This window comes from Nonomuraea sp. NPDC049129, assembly GCF_040648495.1.
Lineage (GTDB): Bacteria > Actinomycetota > Actinomycetes > Streptosporangiales > Streptosporangiaceae > Nonomuraea.
Map to the genome: position 1 here is coordinate 42,450 of NZ_JBEZDU010000034.1, position 20,313 is coordinate 62,762.

Annotated in this window: 17 protein-coding genes; 10 read left to right on the plus strand and 7 right to left on the minus strand. The window is 70.4% G+C overall.

The features are described 5' to 3' along the window. Positions 1-128 precede the first annotated feature (128 nt). From AB0B64_RS53520 to AB0B64_RS53550, 7 genes are read left to right on the plus strand one after another with little or no spacing between them, the layout of a single operon-like run. Positions 129-1,427, plus strand: a complete 1,299-nt coding sequence (locus AB0B64_RS53520; protein WP_357959411.1) for a glycoside hydrolase family 36 protein — start codon at positions 129-131, stop codon at positions 1,425-1,427. Beyond that, positions 1,424-2,305: a sugar ABC transporter permease gene (locus AB0B64_RS53525; protein WP_357959414.1), complete on the plus strand. Its 882-nt coding sequence runs from the start codon at positions 1,424-1,426 to the stop codon at positions 2,303-2,305. Before AB0B64_RS53520 ends, AB0B64_RS53525 begins: the two co-directional genes overlap by 4 nt. Before the next feature lie 8 nt (positions 2,306-2,313). Next, the gene (locus tag AB0B64_RS53530; protein ID WP_357959416.1) at positions 2,314-3,123 is read left to right on the plus strand and encodes a carbohydrate ABC transporter permease; all 810 of its coding nucleotides are present in this window, start codon (positions 2,314-2,316) and stop codon (positions 3,121-3,123) included. Positions 3,124-3,133: 10 nt separating this feature from the next. Further along, positions 3,134-4,456: a sugar ABC transporter substrate-binding protein gene (locus AB0B64_RS53535; protein WP_358201284.1), complete on the plus strand. Its 1,323-nt coding sequence runs from the start codon at positions 3,134-3,136 to the stop codon at positions 4,454-4,456. Next, on the plus strand, positions 4,453-5,997 hold the full coding sequence (locus AB0B64_RS53540; RefSeq protein ID WP_358201289.1) for an alkaline phosphatase D family protein: 1,545 nt from the start codon (positions 4,453-4,455) through the stop codon (positions 5,995-5,997). The genes AB0B64_RS53535 and AB0B64_RS53540 overlap by 4 nt, the downstream gene beginning before the upstream one ends. Positions 5,998-6,007: 10 nt before the next feature. Next, complete coding sequence (locus tag AB0B64_RS53545) at positions 6,008-7,945, plus strand: NPCBM/NEW2 domain-containing protein (protein WP_358201296.1); 1,938 nt, start codon at positions 6,008-6,010, stop codon at positions 7,943-7,945. An 11-nt stretch (positions 7,946-7,956) separates the two neighbouring features. Next, complete coding sequence (locus AB0B64_RS53550; RefSeq protein ID WP_358201302.1) at positions 7,957-9,561, plus strand: beta-N-acetylhexosaminidase; 1,605 nt, start codon at positions 7,957-7,959, stop codon at positions 9,559-9,561. Here AB0B64_RS53550 and AB0B64_RS53555 read toward each other — a convergent pair. The 4 genes from AB0B64_RS53555 to AB0B64_RS53570 all read right to left on the minus strand — a co-directional run bounded on the left by AB0B64_RS53555 (position 9,558) and on the right by AB0B64_RS53570 (position 14,639). Further along, positions 9,558-10,055 carry a DUF2087 domain-containing protein gene (locus AB0B64_RS53555; protein WP_358201309.1) on the minus strand — a complete coding sequence of 166 codons (498 nt, stop codon included), beginning with the start codon at positions 10,053-10,055 and terminating at the stop codon, positions 9,558-9,560. The two genes, AB0B64_RS53550 and AB0B64_RS53555, sit on opposite strands and share 4 nt — an antisense overlap. A 170-nt stretch (positions 10,056-10,225) precedes the next feature. Further along, on the minus strand, positions 10,226-12,733 hold the full coding sequence (locus AB0B64_RS53560; RefSeq protein WP_357959582.1) for a DUF3516 domain-containing protein: 2,508 nt from the start codon (positions 12,731-12,733) through the stop codon (positions 10,226-10,228). A 62-nt stretch (positions 12,734-12,795) separates the two neighbouring features. Further along, a complete protein-coding gene (locus AB0B64_RS53565) occupies positions 12,796-13,278 on the minus strand; it encodes an N-acetyltransferase family protein (protein ID WP_357959433.1) in 483 nt (160 codons plus the stop codon). 77 nt (positions 13,279-13,355) lie between these two features. Then, positions 13,356-14,639: an acyltransferase gene (locus AB0B64_RS53570; protein ID WP_358201313.1), complete on the minus strand. Its 1,284-nt coding sequence runs from the start codon at positions 14,637-14,639 to the stop codon at positions 13,356-13,358. A gap of 194 nt (positions 14,640-14,833) precedes the next feature. Here AB0B64_RS53570 and AB0B64_RS53575 point away from each other — a divergent pair, with 194 nt between their 5' ends. Beyond that, the gene (locus tag AB0B64_RS53575; RefSeq protein WP_357959439.1) at positions 14,834-16,069 is read left to right on the plus strand and encodes a sensor domain-containing protein; all 1,236 of its coding nucleotides are present in this window, start codon (positions 14,834-14,836) and stop codon (positions 16,067-16,069) included. After that, complete coding sequence (locus AB0B64_RS53580; protein ID WP_357959441.1) at positions 16,060-16,707, plus strand: response regulator transcription factor; 648 nt, start codon at positions 16,060-16,062, stop codon at positions 16,705-16,707. Before AB0B64_RS53575 ends, AB0B64_RS53580 begins: the two co-directional genes overlap by 10 nt. Before the next feature lie 97 nt (positions 16,708-16,804). Here the strand turns inward: AB0B64_RS53580 and mihF are convergent, their stop codons facing one another. From mihF to AB0B64_RS53595, 3 genes are all read right to left on the minus strand, one after another. Further along, positions 16,805-17,110, minus strand: a complete 306-nt coding sequence (gene mihF, locus AB0B64_RS53585) for an integration host factor, actinobacterial type (RefSeq protein ID WP_225301079.1) — start codon at positions 17,108-17,110, stop codon at positions 16,805-16,807. A 103-nt stretch (positions 17,111-17,213) separates the two neighbouring features. After that, positions 17,214-17,471, minus strand: coding sequence for a hypothetical protein (locus AB0B64_RS53590; RefSeq protein ID WP_357959444.1), 258 nt, complete (start codon positions 17,469-17,471; stop codon positions 17,214-17,216). A 250-nt stretch (positions 17,472-17,721) separates the two neighbouring features. Continuing rightward, entirely contained in the window at positions 17,722-19,008 is a 1,287-nt protein-coding gene (locus AB0B64_RS53595) for an ROK family protein (protein WP_358201326.1), read from the minus strand. A 41-nt stretch (positions 19,009-19,049) separates the two neighbouring features. Here AB0B64_RS53595 and AB0B64_RS53600 point away from each other — a divergent pair, with 41 nt between their 5' ends. Then, positions 19,050-20,255 carry an MFS transporter gene (locus AB0B64_RS53600; RefSeq protein WP_358201335.1) on the plus strand — a complete coding sequence of 402 codons (1,206 nt, stop codon included), beginning with the start codon at positions 19,050-19,052 and terminating at the stop codon, positions 20,253-20,255. Positions 20,256-20,313: the final 58 nt, after the last annotated feature.

Here is a 20,313-nt window from a genome sequence, read left to right on the forward strand (position 1 = left end):
TATGCCAGCGTTCGCTTCTGCTTCAACACCGGCAATTTTGCACAGAATCGGGCATTGACCCTCCGCAAGACCCGGTGCTACTAATGAAGCGCTCCTTCGTAAGTAGATCAACAGGAATTGAGGGTCTGATGTCGTTCGCAGACGTGGGCGAGGTCGTCCATCAGCCAGGGCAGGCCCGGGTCTTCGAGCACGGGTGGCAGTCGTGGAGCCCGACCGGCGCCTACCGCCTCGGCGAGACCCCGCCCAGGCCCGCGGACGACAACATCCAGATCCTCTGCTACCGCCCGGAGACGCCGGTGCCCGCCGGGGTGTTCCAGGGTGAGGGGCTGCTCGCGATCGACCCCGGCGGCGGCGCGCCGCTGGAGCTGTGGTCCGCGCCGAGCCCCCTGGAGGTGCCCTCCATCCGGGCGCGTGAGGAGGGCGGGCGTCTGATCGTGAGCGCGAACGGGCCCGTACGCCACCTGACCGGTGAGTCGCTGGAAACCTGGGCAGCGGGCATGGCCGAGGGCTACGCACCCAGGACGTTTCCGGCCGTACCCCCCATGTGGTGCACCTGGTACGGCTACTGGGGCAAGGTCACCGAGGACGACGTCCTGGACAACCTCCGCCTGTCGGAGCGGCACGGGCTGGGCGCCGACATGTTCCTCGTCGACGACGGCTACGAGGCCGAGATCGGTGACTGGCTGGACCCGCGCCCCGGCTTCGGCTCGCTGCGAAAGGTGGCGGAAGCCCTGGGAGAGGCGGGCCGGCGTACCGGCGTCTGGACCGCGCCCTTCCTGGTCGGCCACCGCAGCCGGATCTTCCGCGAGCACCCCGACTGGCTGGTCGGCGGCGCCCACGCGGGCCGCATGTGGGACCAGGACCTGGCGGTGCTCGACGTCACTCACCCGGATGCCGCCGCCCACTTGGTCGAGGTGTTCAGGACCTTCGCCGCGTACGGCATCACCCACTTCAAGCTCGACTTCATCTATGCCGGGGCGCTGGCGGGCCGCAGGCACGAGGACCTCGACCCGATCGCCGCCTACCGGCGCGGGCTGGAGCTGATCCGCGAGGGCGCCGGCCCGGACGCCACCCTGCACGGCTGCGGCGCGCCCATGCTGCCCAGCCTCGGCCTGGTCGACATCATGCGGGTCAGCCCGGACATCGCGCCCACGCTGCACCCGAAGTCGGGCGACATCAGCCAGCCGTCCCAGCTGGGCGCCCGGCTGACCGGCGCGGCCCGCGAGTTCCTGCACGCCCGCTGGTGGGTGAACGACCCCGACTGCATCATCATGCGCCCCGAGGTGGAGGCCAGGCAGGAGTGGGCCGCGCACATCGAGGCGACCGGCGGCCTGCGCGGCTCCAGCGACCCGATCGCGGCGCTCGACGACTGGGGCCTGGAGACCACCCGGCGCCTGATGGTCCCCACCACGACGGAGCCGTCATGAGAGTGAGGAGGAGGCGCGACTGGCACGCCTACCTGTTCATCGGCCCGAGCCTGCTGGGTGTGCTCGCCTTCCTGCTGCTGCCGATGGTCATCGTCTTCGTGCTGAGCTTCTTCCACTGGGAGCTCCTGTCGCCCCCGACCTTCGCCGGACTGGACAACTACCGCCGCCTGGCCGGCGACGGAGACTCCTGGCACTCCCTCGGGATCACCGTCGTCTATGTGCTGCTCTGCATCCCCCTGCAGACGGTCCTGGCGCTGGTGCTGGCCCTGCTGCTCAACCAGCGGATCAAGGGCGTCAGGGTGTTCCGCTCGCTGTTCGTGGTGCCGTGGATGGCCACCCCGATCGTCATGGGCCTGGTCTGGAACTGGATCTTCGACCCGCGTGACGGCGCGATCAACAGCGCCCTGGCCGTGATCGGCGTCACCGGCCCCGACTGGCTGTCGGACCCCACCTGGGCCCTGCCCGCCGTCGCGCTGGTCAACGTCTGGCAGTACACCGGCTACAACATGCTGTTCTTCCTGGCCGGGCTGCAGGGCATCCCGAGGGAGCTCTACGACGCGGCCGCCACCGACGGCGCCACCCCGCGTCAGCGGTTCTGGCGGGTGACGCTGCCGCTGCTCAACCCCACGATGTTCTTCGTCATGGTGACGAACCTGATCGGCGCCTTCCAGGTCTTCGACACCGTCTTCGTGATGACCAACGGCGGGCCCAGCCAGAGCACCGAGGTCATCAACTTCAAGATCTTCGGCACCGCGTTCAGGGAGTTCGACTTCGGCTACGCCTCGACGCTGTCGATGCTGCTCTTCGCGGTCATCCTGGCCGTGACGCTGGTGCAGGTCAGGTTCTTCGGCAAGCGCACCACCTACGACATGAGCTGAAGGGCGACATGACCAAGCGCATCCTGCTCTACGCCACGCTCACCCTGGGCGCCTTCGTCGCCGTCTTCCCCTATCTGCTCGTGGTGCTGACCGCCTTCAAGACCCAGGGCCAGCTCAACTCGACCGAGCCGTGGGTGCCCGGCCTGCCGCCCACCACCGCCAACCTGACCAAGCTCCTCGGGGGCGAGTTCCCCCGCTACCTGCTCAACACGGTGGTGATGACCGCGCTGCTCACGCTGGGCCAGCTGGTGTTCACCACGTTCGCCGCCTACGCGTTCGCGCGGCTGCGCTTTCGCGGGCGCGAGGTGCTCTTCTGGCTGTACGTGGCCACGATGATGGTGCCCAGCGCCGTCACGATGATCCCGCTGTTCCTGATCATGCGGGAGCTCGGCCTGGTCAACACGTGGTACGGCCTGCTCGCGCCGTACATTCTGGGCACGCCGTACGGGATCTTCCTGATGCGGCAGTTCTTCCGCGGCCTGCCCGCCGGGCTCGAAGAGGCGGCGCGGATCGACGGGGCGGGCCCGCTGAAGATCCTCACCCGGATCCTGCTGCCGCTCTGCCGCCCCGCGATCGGCACGCTGACGATCATCACGGTGATCTCGTCGTGGAACAGCTTCATCTGGCCGCTGATCATCACCAGTGGTGACGACACCAAGGTCATGACGGTCGCCCTCGCCACCCTCAACTCCGGCATCGGCGTGGACTACAACCTGATCATGGCCGGCGGCCTGATCGCGCTGGTGCCGATGATCGCGATCTTCATCTTCTTCCAGAAGTACATCGTCCGGTCGGTGGTCCTCACCGGCCTCAAGTAAGAGAGGTCATATGCGATCCCCCCGCATACGCGAGCTCCGCCATGCCGTGACACTGCTGGCCGCCGCCACGCTCACCCTGACCGCCTGCGGTTCGGGCGGCGGCGGTGAAACCGGCGGCAAGGTCACGTTGACCTACCGGCTCTGGGACGACCAGCAGAAGGTGGGCTACGACAAGGTCATGGCGGCCTTCGAGAAGGCCAACCCCACCATCGACGTCAAGATCGAGCTGATGCCGTACGACGAGTACTGGACCAAGCTCACCGCCGACGCGGTGGCCGGCACGGCGCCGGACGTCTTCTGGATGACGCCGTCGCAGTTCCCCGAGTTCGTCACCAAGGGCGTCCTGGCCGACATGTCGCCCCTCAAGCTCGATGCCACGAAATTTCATCCAACGGTGGTCGGGTCGTTTACCTACCAGGACAAGCTGTATGGGGTGCCCAAGGACTGGGGCATCGTCGGCCTGCTCTACAACAAGGATCTGTTCAAGAAGGCCGGTGTCGAGATGCCGGCCAGCCTCACCTGGAAGCCCGACGGCTCCGGCACGTTCCTGGAGATCGCCCGCAAGCTGACCGTGGACGAGGCCGGCAAGCACCCCGAGGACCCCGGCTTCGACCCGGCCAAGGTCAAGACCTACGGCTTCGCCTCCTGGAACCACTACCAGACCCAGTGGATGAACTGGGTCAACTCCAACGGCGGCAAGCTGCTCGACCAGCCGTTCGGCAAGTACGCCTTCAACGACGACGCCTCCGTGCAGGCCCTGCGGTTCGGCGTCGACCTGGTGAACAAGTATCACGTCTCGCCGCCCGCGACCCAGACGAACCCGCCGACCGGCAAGGCCACCGACATGTTCAAGGCGGGCGAGGTGGCGATGTTCCCGGCCAACAACGCGCTGCTGCCCTATGTCGCGCCGGAGGCGAACTTCGAGATGGGCGTCGCCCTCATGCCCGAGGGCCCGGCCGGCCGCGCGGTCAACCTCAACGGCCTGTCGGAGGCCGTGTACGCCAAGAGCAAGCACCCCCAGGAGGCCATGAAGCTGGCCGCCTACCTCGGCAGCGAGGAGCCGCAGAAACTGATGGCCGCCGACGGCTACATCCTCCCCGCGCTCAACGGCCTCACCCAGGGCTACGTCGACTACTGGCAGAAGAAGAAGATCGACGTCTCGCCGTTCGTCGAGGAGTCGAAGGGCACCACGTTCCCGCTGCCCGTCACCACCGGGTTCACCGGCTTCGAGACCAAGCTCAACCAGATCTTCAACGAGATGTACCTCGGCAAGCTCGACCCCAAGCAGGCCGCGGACCAGGCCGTCACGGAAGGGAACGCGACCGTCAAATGATCAGCCGGCGCTCACTCCTCGCTGGGGGCGCCGGACTGGGACTGACCGCCGCACTGGGTGCCTCACCCGTGCGCGCGGCGGCCCGCCGTGCCCCGATCTCCGATCCCTTCCAGCTCGGCGTCGCCTCCGGCGAGCCGGCCCCCGACGGCGTGGTCCTGTGGACCCGCCTGGCCATGGACCCCGTCGCCCTCGACGGGCTCGGCGGCATGCCGTCGCGGCCCGTACCGGTCGAATGGCAGCTCGCCAAGGACGAGAACTTCCGCCATGTCGTACGGCGCGGCGCCGAGATCGCCGGGCCGCAGGCGGCCCACAGCGTCCACGTCGAGCTCGACGGCCTGAACCCCGGCACCGAGTACTTCTACCGCTTCAAGGCCGCCGGCGAGATCTCCCCGGTGGGCCGCACCCTGACCAGCCCCGCCCGCGGCACCCGCAGCCGCGCGCTCAACCTGTCGTTCACCTCCTGCGCCGACTACCAGACCGGCTGGTTCACCCCCTACCGGAGGATGGCCGAGGACCAGCCCGACCTGATCGCCTTCCTCGGCGACTACATCTATGAGTACGGCGACTACAAGTACCCGGTGCGCGACCAGGCCGGGGGAGAGTGCTTCGACCTGGCCGGATACCGGCTCAGGCACGCCCAGCACAAGGCCGACCCGGAGTCCCAGCTGGCCCACGCCATCGCCCCCTGGGTGGTGGTGTGGGACGACCACGACATCGAGAACGCCTGGGCCGGCGACGTGCCCGAGCAGCCCGACCCGCCCTTCCTCGCCCGCCGGGCGGCCGCCTTCCAGGCGTACTACGAGAACATGCCGCTGCGCCGCGCCCAGAAGCCGGACGGGGCGGCGCTCAAGCTGTACCGGAGCATCCGCTGGGGTGCGATCGCCAACCTGCACCTGTTAGACACCCGCCAATATCGCGACATCTACCCCTGCACCGGCAAGAGCGGCACCGTCGGCGCCGACTGCCTGGAGCGGTTCGCCCCCAACCGGACCATCCTCGGCGCCGCCCAGGAATCCTGGCTCGACGGGGAGCTGCGCGGCTCGAAGGCCACCTGGGACCTGCTCGGCCAGCAGGTCTTCTTCATGGAGATGGACTGGACCAACGGCGAGGGCAAGGGCTACTCCAACGAGGGCTGGGACGGCTACGTCGCCTCCCGCAACCGCCTGGCCGCCGCCATCGACGACTACAAGCGCAACGGCGTCGTGCTCACCGGCGACGTGCACTCCCACTGGGCGGGCGAGATCAAGCGCGACTACCAGGACCCCGCCTCCAAGTCGGTCGCCGTCGAACTCGTCACCACCTCGGTCACCAGCGCCGGCAACGGCCTGGACGAGTACCCGAACACGCAGGTCCTGCTCGAGGAGAACCCGCACGTCAAGTTCTTCAACGGCCGCCGCGGCTACGTGCGGGCCAAGCTCACCGAGCGGGAGATGAAGGTCGACTTCCGCTCGCTGTCCCGCGTCACCGAGCCCTACGCCCCCGCCTACACCTCCGGCTCCTTCGTCATCGAGCCCGGCGACCCGGCGCTCCACCCAGCCTGACGGGACTCCCATGCGCACAACCACGGCCGCCCTCGCGGCGGCCCTCATCGCCCTGCCCTTCGTCCCGTTACCCGGCAATGCCGACGCCGCCCCGCTAGGGCCGCCGATGGGCTGGAGCAGCCGTACGCTCGGCTGCTCGGTCTCGGAGGCGTCCGTACGGCAGGCGGCCGACGCCCTGGCCGCCCTCGCCCCGGCCGGCTACGACCACGTCATCCTGGACGACTGCTGGCTGGCCGCCCAGCGTACGAGCGGCGCCCTGGCCCCCGACGCCACCCGCTTCCCCTCCGGCGTCAAGGCGCTGGCCGACTACCTGCACGGCAAGGGGCTCAAGCTCGGCCTGAGCCTGTCGGCGGGCACCAAGGCGTGCTCCGGCGGTGGCGCCGGCTCCTACAAGAGCGAGGCCGCCGACGCCGAGCAGGTCAAGGGCTGGGGCGTCGACTACGTCAAGTACGACTGGTGCAACGTCCCCGCCGCCGACTTCCCCGGCCAGAACGTCCAGCAGATCGCCCAGACCCTCTACCCGCGCATGCGCCAGGCGCTCGGCGACGCGATCGAGTTCGCGATGAACAACGAGGACGGCAGCACCGTGCCGTGGCTGTGGGGCAAGGAGGCAAAGGCCACCACCTGGCGGACCAACGTCTACAACAAGCCCCTGCCCGACAGCTACGCGACCATGGTCGACGTCTGGGAGACCAATCAGCTCAGGGTCCAGTACGCGGGTCCGGGCAGCTGGGCGGACCCCGACCTGGTCCAGGCGGGCCGGGGCGGCATGACCGACGCCGAGTACCGCACCCAGGTCAGCCTCTGGGCCGTCGGTGCCGCCCCGCTCATCCTCCAGGCCGACCCGGCCAAGGCGCCGCCGGCGATCGTCGCCAACCCCAAGGTGATCGCCGTCGACCAGGACGCGCTGGGCGTACCGGGCCGGTTGGTGACCTCCGACGGCTGGTACCACGTGCTGTCCAAGCCCCTGGCGAACGGGGATCAGGCGATCCTGCTGTTCAACGAGAGCGACCGGGCGGCGACGATCTCCACCAAGCTCAAGCCCGCCCGCTACCGCGTCGAGGAGCTGTGGACCGGCGCGGTCACGACCACGGAGGGCGACCTGGCGGCCCAGGTGCCCGCCCACGGGTCGGTGCTCTACCGGGTGAGCCAGAGCCGGGAGAAGGCCCCGCCCGCCGTGCTGGTGGAGGTGGACCCGGGACTCCTGGGCGACGATCACCCGTCCGTGCTGGAGCCGGGCAAGGAGCGGGAGGTCGTCACCAGGGTCACCAACACCGGGGCTACGGACCGGCTGCGGGACGTCGAGGTGGCGCTGGCCGTACCTGAAGGGTGGCGGGCCAGGGCGCGCACGGCCACCAGGACCGGGCGGCTGGACGGCGGCGAGAGCCTCACCGTGAAGTGGTCGGTTACACCGCCCGCCGGAGCCGAGCTCAAGGACTACGAGATCACGGCCACCGCCGCCAAGTCCGCGGCCACCGCCGTCGTCAAGGTCGCTCGGGCGCCCGGCTCCGGCCGGACGTACCTCAGCGACCTGCCCTGGACCCGCGTCGCCAACTACTTCGGCCCGGTCGAGAAGGACACCAGCAACGGCGAGAAGGCCGCCGGAGACGGCAAGCCGATCACCATCGAGGGGGTCACGTACGCCAAGGGGCTCGGTGCCCACGCGCCCGCCGACATCGAGTTCTACACCGCCGGCCGCTGCTCGACCGTCGAGTTCCAGGCCGGAATCGACGACGAGGTGGGCCAGGCGGGCTCGGCCGACCTCGAGGTCTGGGCCGACGGCGGCCGGGTCGCCCACTCGGGCATCGTCACCGGCGCGCAACCCGCCAGGAAGGTCACCGCGTCCGTGAAGGGCGCCACGTACGTCCGGCTGGTCGCGACCAACGGCGGCGACAACGCGACGTCGGACCACGCCGACTTCGCCGACGCCTCTATCACCTGCCAGTAGAAAGAGAGCTCATGATCGTTCCCAAGCCCGTCCGGTACGAGATCCGGCAGGGGCGGTTCGTCCTCGATCGGGAGACCTCGGTGACGGCGTCGCCGCCGCTGGGCGAGGTCGCCTCCTGGTTGCGGGGCGAGCTGAGCCCGGTCGTCGGCGGGGAGCTGCTGCCGGGGCCGGGCTCGGGAACGATCACGCTCGGGCTCCGCGACGATCTGCCGCCCGAGGCGTACCGGCTGAGCGTGGCCGACGACGGCGTGGTGATCGAGGGCGGCGGCCCGGCGGGGGTGTTCTACGGCGCGCAGAGCCTGCGGCAGCTGCTCCCGCCCGCCGCGTTCAGGAAGGCGTCGGCGGGCGGGCCGCTGGTGCTGCCGGCCGTCCTGATCGAGGACGAGCCGAGGTTCGGGTGGCGCGGCTGCATCCTCGACGTCGCCCGACATTTCATGGTCAAGCAGGACGTGCTGCGCTTCATCGACCTGATGGCCCTGCACAAGCTCAACGTGCTGCATCTGCACCTCACCGACGACCAGGGCTGGCGCGTCGAGATCAAGCGCTACCCCCGGCTGACCGAGGTCGGCGGCTGGCGCAAGGAGAGCCAGACCGGCTGGAACGGCGCCATGGACGGCCGCCCGCACGGCGGCTACTACACGCAGGACGACATCCGGGAGATCGTGGCCTACGCGGCGCGCCGGCATGTCACCGTCGTGCCCGAGATCGACCTGCCCGGTCACACCCAGGCCGCCATCGCCGCCTACCCCGAGCTGGGCAACCTCGACACCCCGCTGGAGGTGCGCACCACCTGGGGCGTCGGGGTGAACGTGCTGAACGTCGAGGAGAGCACGATCGCCTTCTTCCAGAACGTCTTCGACGAGGTGCTGGAGCTGTTCCCGAGCCCGTACGTGTGCGTCGGCGGCGACGAGTGCCGCAAGGACCAGTGGCGCGACAGCCCCGCCGCGCGGCGCCGCATCCGCGAGCTCGGGCTGCGGGACGAGGAGGAACTGCAGAGCTGGTTCATCCGCCGCTTCGACGACTACCTGGCCGAGCGCGGCCGCCGGCTGGTGGGCTGGGACGAGATCCTGGAAGGCGGTCTCGCGCCGGGCGCCGTGGTGGCCTCCTGGCGCGGCGACCTGGGGGCGGTGTCGGCGGCCCGCGCCGGGCACGACGTGATCACCTGCCCCAACACCTCTGTCTACTTCGACTACCGGCAGGGGCCGGGGGAGGACGAGCCGGTGCCGTTCGGGACCGTGCTGACGCTGGAGGAGGTGTATGCCTTCGACCCGGTTCCGGAGGAGTTGCGCGACGATCCGGCAGAGGCGCGGGTCCTCGGGTCGCAGTGCGGCCTGTGGAGTGAGCTGATCGACTCCAACCGGCACATGGACTACATGGCCTTCCCGAGGGTGGCGGCGTTCGCGGAGACGGTGTGGAGCCCGCCCGCCCGTGATCTGGCCGACTTCCGTGTACGGCTGGCGGCCCACCTGCCCCGGCTGGCCGCGATCGGGGTGGAGTACCGGCCGGAGTCGGGGCCGCTGCCCTGGCAGACCCGCCCCGGTGTCCCCGGCCGCCCGGAGGACCGCGCGCGGTGGCAGGCCAAGATCGACGCCTGGACCAGCAACCTCCGGAGCTAGAGCTCGACCGGCCCGCCGCTGCGCCAGTAGACGTTGTCGTGCCTCGACAGCAGGTCCTCGTCCACCAGATAGCGGCGCAACGCCGCGTAGTCATCGTGGAAGGCCCGCAGCGCCACGTTCACGTCCTTCTCCGAATACCGCACGCCCGGCTCGAACACCCGCGAGATGTAGCGCAGCACCACGAGCTTCTTGTCCCGCTTCGTGGGCATGGTCGTCAGCCGCCCGTCCACCAGGAACGTCCGGAGCAGCCGCTCCTCGGCGCCGACCTCGTCCGAGGGCTCGGCGGCTCGTGCCCGGAGCAGCTCACGGAACTTCTCCGGCGCCGCCCGCCACGCTCCGTCCTCGCCCCGTACGGCCAGCCCACCGGCGGCCAGCCGGGCGAGGACCTTCGGCGACAGCCCGTCGGTGACACCGAGCACCAGAGAGGCGAACGCCCGGAGCGTGTCGTCCTGGGCGAGCAGCCCGAGCACGCGCCTGTTCTCTTCATCGCTCATTCGGTTATTTTGTCCCATGATCGCCGGATCGACGCCTGCGGCGGGACTCCCACCAAATGTCCCGATCTTGAGACATTGTCATGACCTTATGACGAACTTAGCTATCGGAGACTAAAGGAACGCGCGTGTGCCGGAGCGCCCTTGCCAGTCCGCTCCGGCACACGGCTATATCACAATCTGTTGAGACCCTGTACGTGCACCACCGCGCGGCCCTCCTCGTCGGAGGCGGCCAGGTCGATCTGCGCGTCGATGCCCCAGTCACCGTCACCCGCCGGGTCCTTGACGGTCTGGCGCACCTTCCACAGTCCGCTCTCCTCCTCGATGCGCAGCAGCGCGGGCCCCCGCGCGTCGGCGTCGGTGAAGATCTCCTCGTGCTCGGCGTAGTAGGCGTCGAGCGCCGCGCCCCAGTCGACGTCGGGCGCCAGCTCCGCCAGCTCGTCCTCCTTCTCGATGGCGCAGAGCTCGACCAGGCGGAACATCGCGTTGCGCACCAGCACCCGGAAGGCCCGCGTGTTGGCGGTGACCGGCCGGACCTTGGCCTCCAGCTGCTCCTGGCGCTCCAGCGCCTCCTCCGGGTTGGCCAGCTGCTCCCACTCGTCGATCAGGGACGAGTCGACCTGCCTGACCAGCTCGCCCAGCCACTCGATCAGGTCGATCAGGTCCTCGGTCTTGAGATGCTCGGGGACCGTGCGCGACAGCGTCCGGTAGGCGTCGGCCAGGTAGCGCAGCACCGTGCCCTCCGACCGGGCCAGCTCGTAGAACTGGATGTAGTCGGCGAACGTCATCGCCCGCTCGTACATGTCGCGCACCACGCTCTTCGGGCTGACCGTGTAGTCGCCCACCCACGGATGCCCGTGGCGGTATGTCTCATAGGCCCCGAGCAGCAGATCGTCCAGCGGCATCGGGTACATGACCTCGGCCAGCTGCTCCATCCGCTCCTCGTACTCGATGCCGTCGGCCTTCATTTGCGCGACCGCCTCGCCCCTGGCCTTCTTCAGCTGGGCCGACAGGATCTGGCGCGGGTCGTCGAGGATGGACTCCACGATCGACACCATGTCGAGGGCGTAGCTCGGCGAGTCGTGGTCGAGCAGGTCGAAGGCGGCCAGCGCGAAGGTGGACAGCGCCTGGTTGAGCGCGAAGTCCTCCTGTAGGTCGATCGTCAGCCGGGCCCGCCTGCCCTGCTCGTCGGCCTCACTGAGCTGCTCCACGATGCCGCCCGCGAGCAGCGACCGGTAGATGGCGATGGCCTGGCTGATGTGCCGCCGCTGCCACTTGCGGTCCTCGTGGTTGTCGGTGAGCAGGTGCTTCATCGCCTGGAAGCAGTCGCCGGGCCGGTTGATGACCGCGAGCAGCATGGCGTTGGTGACCTTGAACCGGGAGTTGAGCGGCTCCGGCTCGGCGGTCTGCAGCTTCTCGAAGGTCTCCTCGCTCCAGCCGACGAAGCCCTCCGGCGGCTTCTTGCGGGCGTAGCCGCGCCGCCGCTTCGGGTCGTCGCCGATCTTCGCCAGCGCCTTGGCGTTCTCGATGTCGTGCTCGGGCGCCTGGCAGGCGACGTAGCCGATGGTGTCGAAGCCGGCCCGCCCGGCCCGGCCGGCGATCTGGTGGAACTCGCGGGCGCGCAGGCGGCGCACCTTGTTGCCGTCGTACTTGGACAGCGCGGTGAACAGCACGGTCCGGATCGGCACGTTGACGCCGACGCCGAGGGTGTCGGTGCCGCAGATGACCTTCAGCAGGCCGGCCTGGGCCAGCCGCTCCACCAGCCGCCGGTATTTGGGCAGCATCCCGGCGTGGTGGACGCCGATGCCGTGGCGTACGAGGCGGGACAGGGCGCGGCCGAACCGGGTGGTGAAGCGGAAGCCGCCGATCAGCGTCGCGATGGCCTCCTTCTCGGCCTTCGTCGACATGTTGATGGACATCAGGGACTGCGCCCGCTCCATGGCGGCGGCCTGGGTGAAGTGCACGACGTAGACCGGCGCCTGGCCGGTGCGGAGCATCTCCTCCAGCGTCTCGTGGAGCGGCGTCATCCGGTAGGAGTAGATCAGCGGCACCGGCCGCTCGGTGTGCTTGACGACCGAGGTGGGCCGGCCGGTGCGCCTCGTCAGGTCGCGCTCGAACATCGAGACGTCGCCGAGCGTGGCCGACATCAGGATGAACTGGACGTTCGGCAGCTCCAGCAGCGGCACCTGCCACGCCCAGCCCCGGTCGGGCTCGGCGTAGAAGTGGAACTCGTCCATGACGACCTGGCCGATGTCGGCCGCCGCGCCGTCGCGCAGCGCGACGTTGGCCAGGATCTCGGCCGTGCAGCAGATGATCGGGGCGCCCGGGTTGACGCTGGCGTCGCCGGTCATCATGCCGACGTTCTCGGTGCCGAAGACCGAGACCAGGTCGAAGAACTTCTCCGACACCAGCGCCTTGATCGGCGCGGTGTAGAAGGTGCGTACGTCCCTGGTCAGCGCGGCGAAGTGGGCGCCCGCCGCGACCAGGCTCTTGCCGGAGCCCGTCGGGGTGGACAGGATCACGTTGCTCCCGGAGACGACTTCGATGAGCGCCTCCTCCTGGGCGGGATAGAGCGTGAGCCCCCGTTCGGAGTTCCAGGAGACGAACGCGTCGAAAATAGCGTCCGGGTCGGCGTCGATCTCTTCCGGCAGTCGGTCAACGAGGAGGCTCACACCCTCTATCCTGCCGAAGTTTGCCGAATGCTCGAACCCGAGCCGGCGCGACAGCGCCCGATCCCCGTGACTTAGGGGAGTTCGAGCTGGTAGAGGATGGTGTCGATCCATCGCCCGTGCTTGAAACCGACCGACTTCAGCCGGCCCGCCTCCGCGAATCCGAACGCCGCGTGCAGCTTCAGCGAGGCCGGGTCACCGCCGTCGGCGATCACCGCGATCATCTGCCGGACGCCGGTCTCGCCGGTGCGGGCGATCAGCTCGCCGAGCAGCAGCCGTCCCAGCCCGCGCCCGGTCGCCCCCGGCGAGAGGTAGATCGTGTCCTCCACGGTGTGCCGGTAGGCGGGCTTGGGGCGGTAGCGCCCGCAGTAGGCGAACCCCAGCACCCGGCCGTCCTCCTCCTTGGCCACCAGGAACGGCAGGCCCGCCTCGGTGATCGCCGCCGCCTTCAGCCGCCACGCCTCGATGTCGAGGGGCGTCTCGTCGAAGGTCGCCACCGACTCCGTCACATAGTGCGCGTAGATCTCGGCGACGGCGGGCAGGTCGGTCTCAGACAAAGGCTGAATGAGCGTCATAGGACTGCATTCTTAGACGATTCGCGTGACCATCATGTTTCCGCATCCTCACCCGCGCGTCACACCCGGGCCTTCGGGCCGGTGAGCAGCAGGCCGCCCAGGATCGCCAGGGCCGCCAGGAACGGCGTGTTGCCGGGCGCGAACCCCGCCACGGTCAGCCCCAGCAGCCCGCCGCCGACCAGCCCCGCCGACGTGAGCGCGCTGCGCCAGGTGGCCTTCCCGTACGGCAGCGCGGGCGGCTCCTCGAACCGGGAGAAGCCCTTCAGCAGCGGCCACATCACCAGGCAGAGCATCCCGAACCAGATCGGCCACCCGGCGAACCACGCCAGGCCACCCGGCGCCGGCGTGTCGATGCCGAGACCGACGACGACCACACCGGTGACCGCGAACAGCGCCGGCATGTGCCACAGATAGGCGGTCATGATGCGCGGCCCGGCCCAGGCGAGCAGCTTCTCGGTCCGCAACCGCAGGATCCACGGCCGCAGCAGCGTGGCCAGCCCGATCTGGCCGATCGAGGCGGCCAGCATGGCCAGCGTGGGCGGGGCCATGTTCGACACCTCGGCGCCGGGCAGGCCGATCATGCTGCCCGGGTACGGGCCGAACGCCACGAGCAGCGCCGCGGCCCCGAAACCGCCGATCGCCATCAGGCCGGGGCGGGTCAGCCGTCCCTCGGCGTAGCGGAAACCGAGCTGGTGCACCGCCAGCCAGACGAACACGATGTTGAGGTAGCCCAGCGCGTCGGCACCCGTCGAGAACCGCAGCACGTCCGTCAGCACCGCCGCGGCCGCCAGCGCGGCGGGGACGCGCAGGCCGTACCTTTCGTGCAGGCTCATCATGTACGGCGTGGCCGTGACCGCGATCAGGTAGACGGCCAGGAACCACAGGAGCTGCCCGGTGAGCTGCGCGCCCACCTGCAGCGGCTGCGCGGGCACGCCCAGCGTGAGCAGCAACTGGGGGAGCGGGATCCAGACCGCGGCCAGTGGCAGGAGCGGCCAGGCCAGCCGGCGTAGCCGGGTGGCGAGCCACTGCGGCCCGCCGTGCGCCGCCCGGCCGAAGCTGATCGCGTTGGCGGCGCCGCCCGCGAAGAACACCAGCGGCATCACCTGGCTGATCCAGGTCACCACCCAGACGCCCGGCGTCGACAGGGCGTTGCCGGTGGTCAGGCGGGTGCCGTCGAAGGCGAGCACCGGGATCGTCCAGTGCTGCAGCACCACGAGCGCCATGCCGAACACCCGCAGCAGGTCGATGAACGGGTCCCTGACCGTCGCCCGCGCCGCCGGTGCGGGGCGGACCGGTGCGGCGGCCTCGGGCAGGGCCGCCGGATGGTCGAGCAACGCGGTCATGGGGGCCTCGATTCGTGATGGACGTGAGGCCTCAAGACTTCCGTCGCGGGCGGCCCGGCACAGTGCCGTGAGCCGCCCTCTTCCGGGAAGATCACACCACCATGGAAGGTAGGGCAGGCCCTACCGCCATATACCGGCGCACAGGGTCGATGCGGGCATGGCACAGTCGTACCGTGAACGCCATGCGCTCCCTCATGAGACGTGTCCTCCTGGACACGCGCTACACGCTGGTCGGCTTCCCCACGGCCGTCATCGCCTTCGTGCTGCTGGTCGTGGGCATGGCCGCCGGCGTGGGCACGACGGTCATATGGATCGGCGTGCCCCTTCTCGCGGGGACGCTCATGATCGCCAGGGGGTTCGCGGACGCGGAGCGCGGCTGGCTCTCCGACGTGCTCAAGCGCCCTCCGGTGCGCCCCCGCTACAAGCCCGCGCCGGCGGGCGCGGGCCGGTTCCGCCGGCTGGTGAACCCGCTGACCAGCGGGCAGTCATGGCTCGACCTGCTGCACGGGATCTTCAACTTCCCCCTCGCCATCGTGTCGTTCGTGCTGACCGTGGTGTTCTGGGCGGTGCCGGTCGCCGGGCTGAGCTACCCCCTGTGGGGCGTCATCACCTCGCGCATCCCCGGCAACGAAGAGCTGCCCCAGCTGCTCGGGTTCGAGCAGAACTACTGGGTCAACTCGGCCTTCTACGTCGTGCTCGGCCTGCTCGGCATGCTCATCCTGCCGTTCATGGTGCGCGCCGCCGCGTTGCTGCGCGCCGGGGTCGGCCGGGCGTTGCTGACCGGGGTCGCCGAGCTGCAGGAGCGCATCGACGACCTGGCCGAAGGCCGGGCCGCGGCCGTCTCCGCCGAGGCCAACGCGCTGCGCAAGCTGGAGCGCGACATCCACGACGGCCCGCAGCAGCGGCTGGTCTCGCTGGCCATGGAGCTGTCCAGGGCGCAGCGGCAGATGCAGCGGGACCCCGAGGCCGCGCAGGCCACGATCAGCTCGGCGATCACCGCCACCCGCGAGACGCTCGACGAGCTGCGCGCCCTGTCACGCGGCATCGCGCCGCCCATCCTGTCCGACCGCGGCCTCGCCCCGGCCCTGGCCGCCTTGGCCGGACGCTGCACCATCCCGGTCGATCTCGACGTGCAGACCGTCCGGCGCTACCAGGCCTCCGTCGAGAACGCCATCTACTACGTCGTCGCCGAGACGCTCACGAACGTCGCCAAGCACAGCCGCGCCACCGTCTGCACGATCCAGCTGGTCCACATCGGTGACATTCTCATGCTCACCATCGGGGATGATGGGGTCGGCGGCGCGCACGTCGCCAAGGGACATGGTCTCGCCGGTCTGGCCGACCGGCTCCGCGCGGTCGACGGGGAGCTGGCCGTGCAGTCGCCGGACGGCGGGCCGACGGTGATCGTGGCGGAGGTTCCGTGCGGGTAGTCGTGGCCGATGACGCGGTTCTGATCAGGGAGGGCCTGGTCAGGTTGTTGGAGGAGTTCGGCTGCGAGGTGGTCGCGACGGCGGGTGACGGCGACGGCCTCGTCAAGGCGGTGGCCGAGCACCGGCCGGACGTGTCCGTGGTCGACGTGCGGATGCCGCCGTCGTTCACCGACGAGGGGCTCAGGGCCGCCGTGGAGGCGCGCCGCCGGGTTCCGGGGGCGCCGGTGCTGATCCTCTCGCAGTACGTCGAGGTCTCCTACGCCGACGACCTGCTGGCCGATGCCCGAGGCGCGGTGGGCTACCTGCTGAAGGACCGGGTCGTGGACGTGGACGAGTTCATGGAGGGCCTGCGGCGGGTCGCCGCCGGCGGGACCGTGTTCGACCCTCAGGTGGTGTCCCAATTGATGGTGCGCAGGCGCAGGGACGACCCGTTGGCGCAGTTGACGCCGCGGGAGCGGGAAGTGCTCGGGCTGATGGCCGAGGGCAAGTCCAATCCGGCCATCGGCCGGCAGCTGGTCATCAGCGACGGGGCCGTTGAGAAGCACATCAGGAGCATCTTCAGCAAGCTCGGGCTTTACGCCGACGACAGCGATCAGCATCGGCGCGTGCTGGCCGTCCTCGCCTATCTGCGGTCCTGACCCACCCTGTACGCCCAAGCGGGTCCTGACACACACGGTACGTCCAGGGCGCCGGCCGGTCCGCGCGGCGTTCCGCGCGGACCTGGCCGCCCGGTGGTCAGCCGAGCGCGTCGACCAGCTTCTTGCGCTGCTGGGCGCCCAGGCCGCCGAGGCGGCGCTTCTCGTCGACGCCGGCCTCCTCCATGAGCGCGGTGGCCTTGGCCGGGCCGACGCCCTTGACGGCGCGCAGGGCCTGCGACACCTTGATCTTCTTGGCGATGTCGTCGTCGCGCTCCAGCAGCTGCGCGAAGGTCAGCTCACCGGCCTTGACCTTGCCCAGCAGGGCGGTGCGGGCCGCGCGTGCCTCCGCGGCCTTCTCCAGAGCCGCCTTGCGCTGCTCGGGGGTGAGAGTCGGAAGTGCCATCTCGGTTCTCCTAGGGGAGTTTGGGGTCGGGGATTCCTGTAACCCGTAGTGCAGTGGCTAATCATGGCGGATACCAGCGGTTCGTGTTGCGAAAAGCGCCCGCTCAGCGTGTGCGCCACGCCGAAACGGCCGTCTCGGCGCCCGCCACCTCCCGCGCGAGCGTGCCTCCGCTGACGCCCATGCCGCCGACCACGAGGTTCTCCTCACCGTAGCCCGCCCACCGGCCGACATCGCCTTCGCGGCCCGCGAAACGGTCTCTGACCAGGTCATAGAGCTCTCCGGCGGGATTCCGCCGGGTCGGCGGAGCCGCAGGTCGGCGTGCGGTGCCGTCCCTCTCGGGATGCCTGCTCGGCAAGATCACGACTCGTGTGGGTGGTTTCCGCCCTTGCGCGTGGTATCCGTCACATTCGGCGTTCGGGCGTGTCGCGAGGGCCTCGATCGACCCGGCAACGCTCCGGCGAAGCCGGGTTGTTGCAGGTCAGGGGGTATGCGCGCGTACCATGTCGGAATGGAGGTGCTCTTCGGGGGAAGGAGCAGGATGCGGGATCAAGGCTTCCCCGCGCTTCACGGGGCCGTGCTCTATTCGCCGAGGCTCGATCAGCCGGTCCCTATCACGTGCTGCCGCGCCAGGATTCGACGCCGGAGACGGTGAGGAACATGTCGAACACCGACTCCATGGCGCCGACCAGCGGACCCTGCCAGCCCAGGGCCGAGGGGGCGATCACGGGCGGCCGTTCGTGGCGGATCGTCATCAGGCCGCGGCCGAACGACTCCATGAGGGTGGGCAGGGCCCGGTCGTACAGGTCGACGCCCAGACCGGACAGGGTCACGACCGCCGGATCGTGCGCGTTCACCAGTGCCGCCAGTCCCCGGCCCAGCGCCTGCGCGTTCGTCCTGACCGCGCGCAATGCCGCCCCGCCGCCCGTGTGGTCGTGCGGGCTCGGAACCTGGCCGCCGCCCGTACCACCACTGGTGCCCCCGCCCGCCGCGTCGTCCGTCCCGTCGCCCGTGCCGCTGCCTGCGTCGGCAGTGGCGAGGATGCGGCGGGCGTCGTCGCGGCCCTGGCCGCCGCCGTACGCCAGGCCCATGTGGCGCAGGAGCGCGTTCGCCCCCACCTCCAGCCCCCAGCAGCCGTGCGCGCCGCACATGCAGGGCGCGTCGCCGCCCGTGAGCGGCATGTGCCCGAACTCCGCGCCCATCCCGCCGGCCCCTTCCAGCGGGCGTCCGTCCACCACGAGCACGCCGCCGAGGTCGAAGTCCACGTGGACGTGCAGCCCCACCCCGATCCCGCGCAAACGTCCCCGCCGCGCCTCGGCCAAGGCCGCGAAGGCCGTGTCGTTGCCCACCCGCGGCCCGCCACCCGGCACCACGGCGCCCAGACCGAGCAGGGCGGGTACGTCCACCGAGCGCCAGCGCAGGTGGGCCACGTCCACCAGGCCGCCGTCGCGCACCGGCCCCGCCACCGCGACGCCCACCCCGACCACCCGGGACCCGAGGCGTCCGACCTGCCCGCGCAGCACCTCACCGAGCGGCCCCAGGGCTCCTTCCGGCGTGCCGTCGTGGCGCCGTACGTCCAGGACGGAGACGCGTCCGCCCAGCTCGCAGGCGGCGACCTCCCACGAGTCCTCCCGGAGGTCCACGGCCAGCGCCAGCGGCCCCTCGGGATGCGGGCCGGGCACCTGCGTGGGGCGTCCTCTGCCGTGCGCCGCGGACGGCTCCTCGTGCAGCAGCCGGTCGTCGGCCAGGCCGCTGACCAGCACCGAGGCGGTGCCTCGGGCCAGTGCCAGGTCCTGGGTCAGACGGGAGCGCGTACGGGTCGCGCCGCAGTCGTGCACGGCCCGCAGCAGCCGCACCCGGTTGTACGCGCGCAGACCGGCACTCGTCGTTGCCCCATTCATCACCATTGTCGAAGCCTCATCCGGGTTATTATGCTCTAGCCGTGAACAAAAGTGACGCCAAGCGCGCCCGTATCGCAGTCTTCTCCTTCTTCTTTCTCAGCGGGTTCGTGATGGGCCTGTGGGCGGCGGGGTTGCCGTCGCTCAACGACCGCCTGGATCTCGGACCGGCCCGGCTCGGCAGCGTCCTGCTGCTGGTCTCGGGTGGCGCGCTGGTGTCGATGCTGGTGGCGGGGCCGCTGGTGGACAAGTGGTCGAGCAGGGTCGTCTGCTGGGTCGGCGGCCCGCTGTCGGCGGCCGTCCTGCTCGGTCCCGCCTTGGCCCCCTCCTACCCGGCGCTGGCCGTTCTCGCCGTGCTGCTCGGGATCGGCCTGGGGGTGGCCGAGGTGGCCATGAACTCCCACTCGGTCGAGGTCGAACGTGTCTACGGCCGGCCGATCATCTCGGCCTTCCACGGCACGTGGAGCCTGGGCGGCGCCGTCGGCGGCGCGCTGACCGCCGGGGCGCTGAAGGTCGGTGTGGACCCGCAGGCGCTGCTGGTCGGGGCGGCGATCGTGGTGCCGTTCCTGTACGTTCCGGCGGCGCGGATGCTGCTGCCGGACCCGCCCCAGCACGTCACCCGGGAGGAGAGCGCGACCGGGAGCAGCCCGCTGCGCTGGGGCCTGGTGGCCCTGCTGGGCCTGGCCGCGTTCGCCGGGCACCTGAGCGAGGGCGCCGCCATCGACTGGGCCGCCCTGCACGCCCGCTGGGTGCTGCACACCGACCCGGCCGCCGCGCCGATCGCGTACACGATCTTCGCGGTGGCCATGACGACGGTACGGCTGCTGGGCGACCCGATCCGGGCCCGTCTGGGCTCGGTGCGCACGATCCAGCTCGCCGGCGTGCTCGCCACCTGCGGCTACGTGCTCGTCCTCGTCGCTCCGCTCACCGCCGACGCGCTCCACGTGGTGTGCGCGTGGTCCGGCTGGGCGCTCGTGGGCGTCGGGCTGGCCACCGTCGTACCGGTGATCTTCAGCGCGGTGGGTGCGGCGGGCAACCGGGTCGGCCGCGCGCTGGCGCTGGTGACGGCGTTCGGCTACAGCGGGCTGTTGGTGGGGCCCGCGCTGCTCGGATATCTCGCGGAGTCCTGGACGTTGCGGTTCGCGCTGATCGTCCCGGCCCTGCTGGCCGCTGCCGTCGCCCTCGCGGGCGCGCCGGCCATCCGCGCCCTGAGCCGCGTCCCCGTACCGGTCCCGGCCGACTCGCGCTGACCTGATCGGGTACGGGCTTCCGCGGCTGGAGTCCCCGCCTCCGTCCCGGCCTCACCTC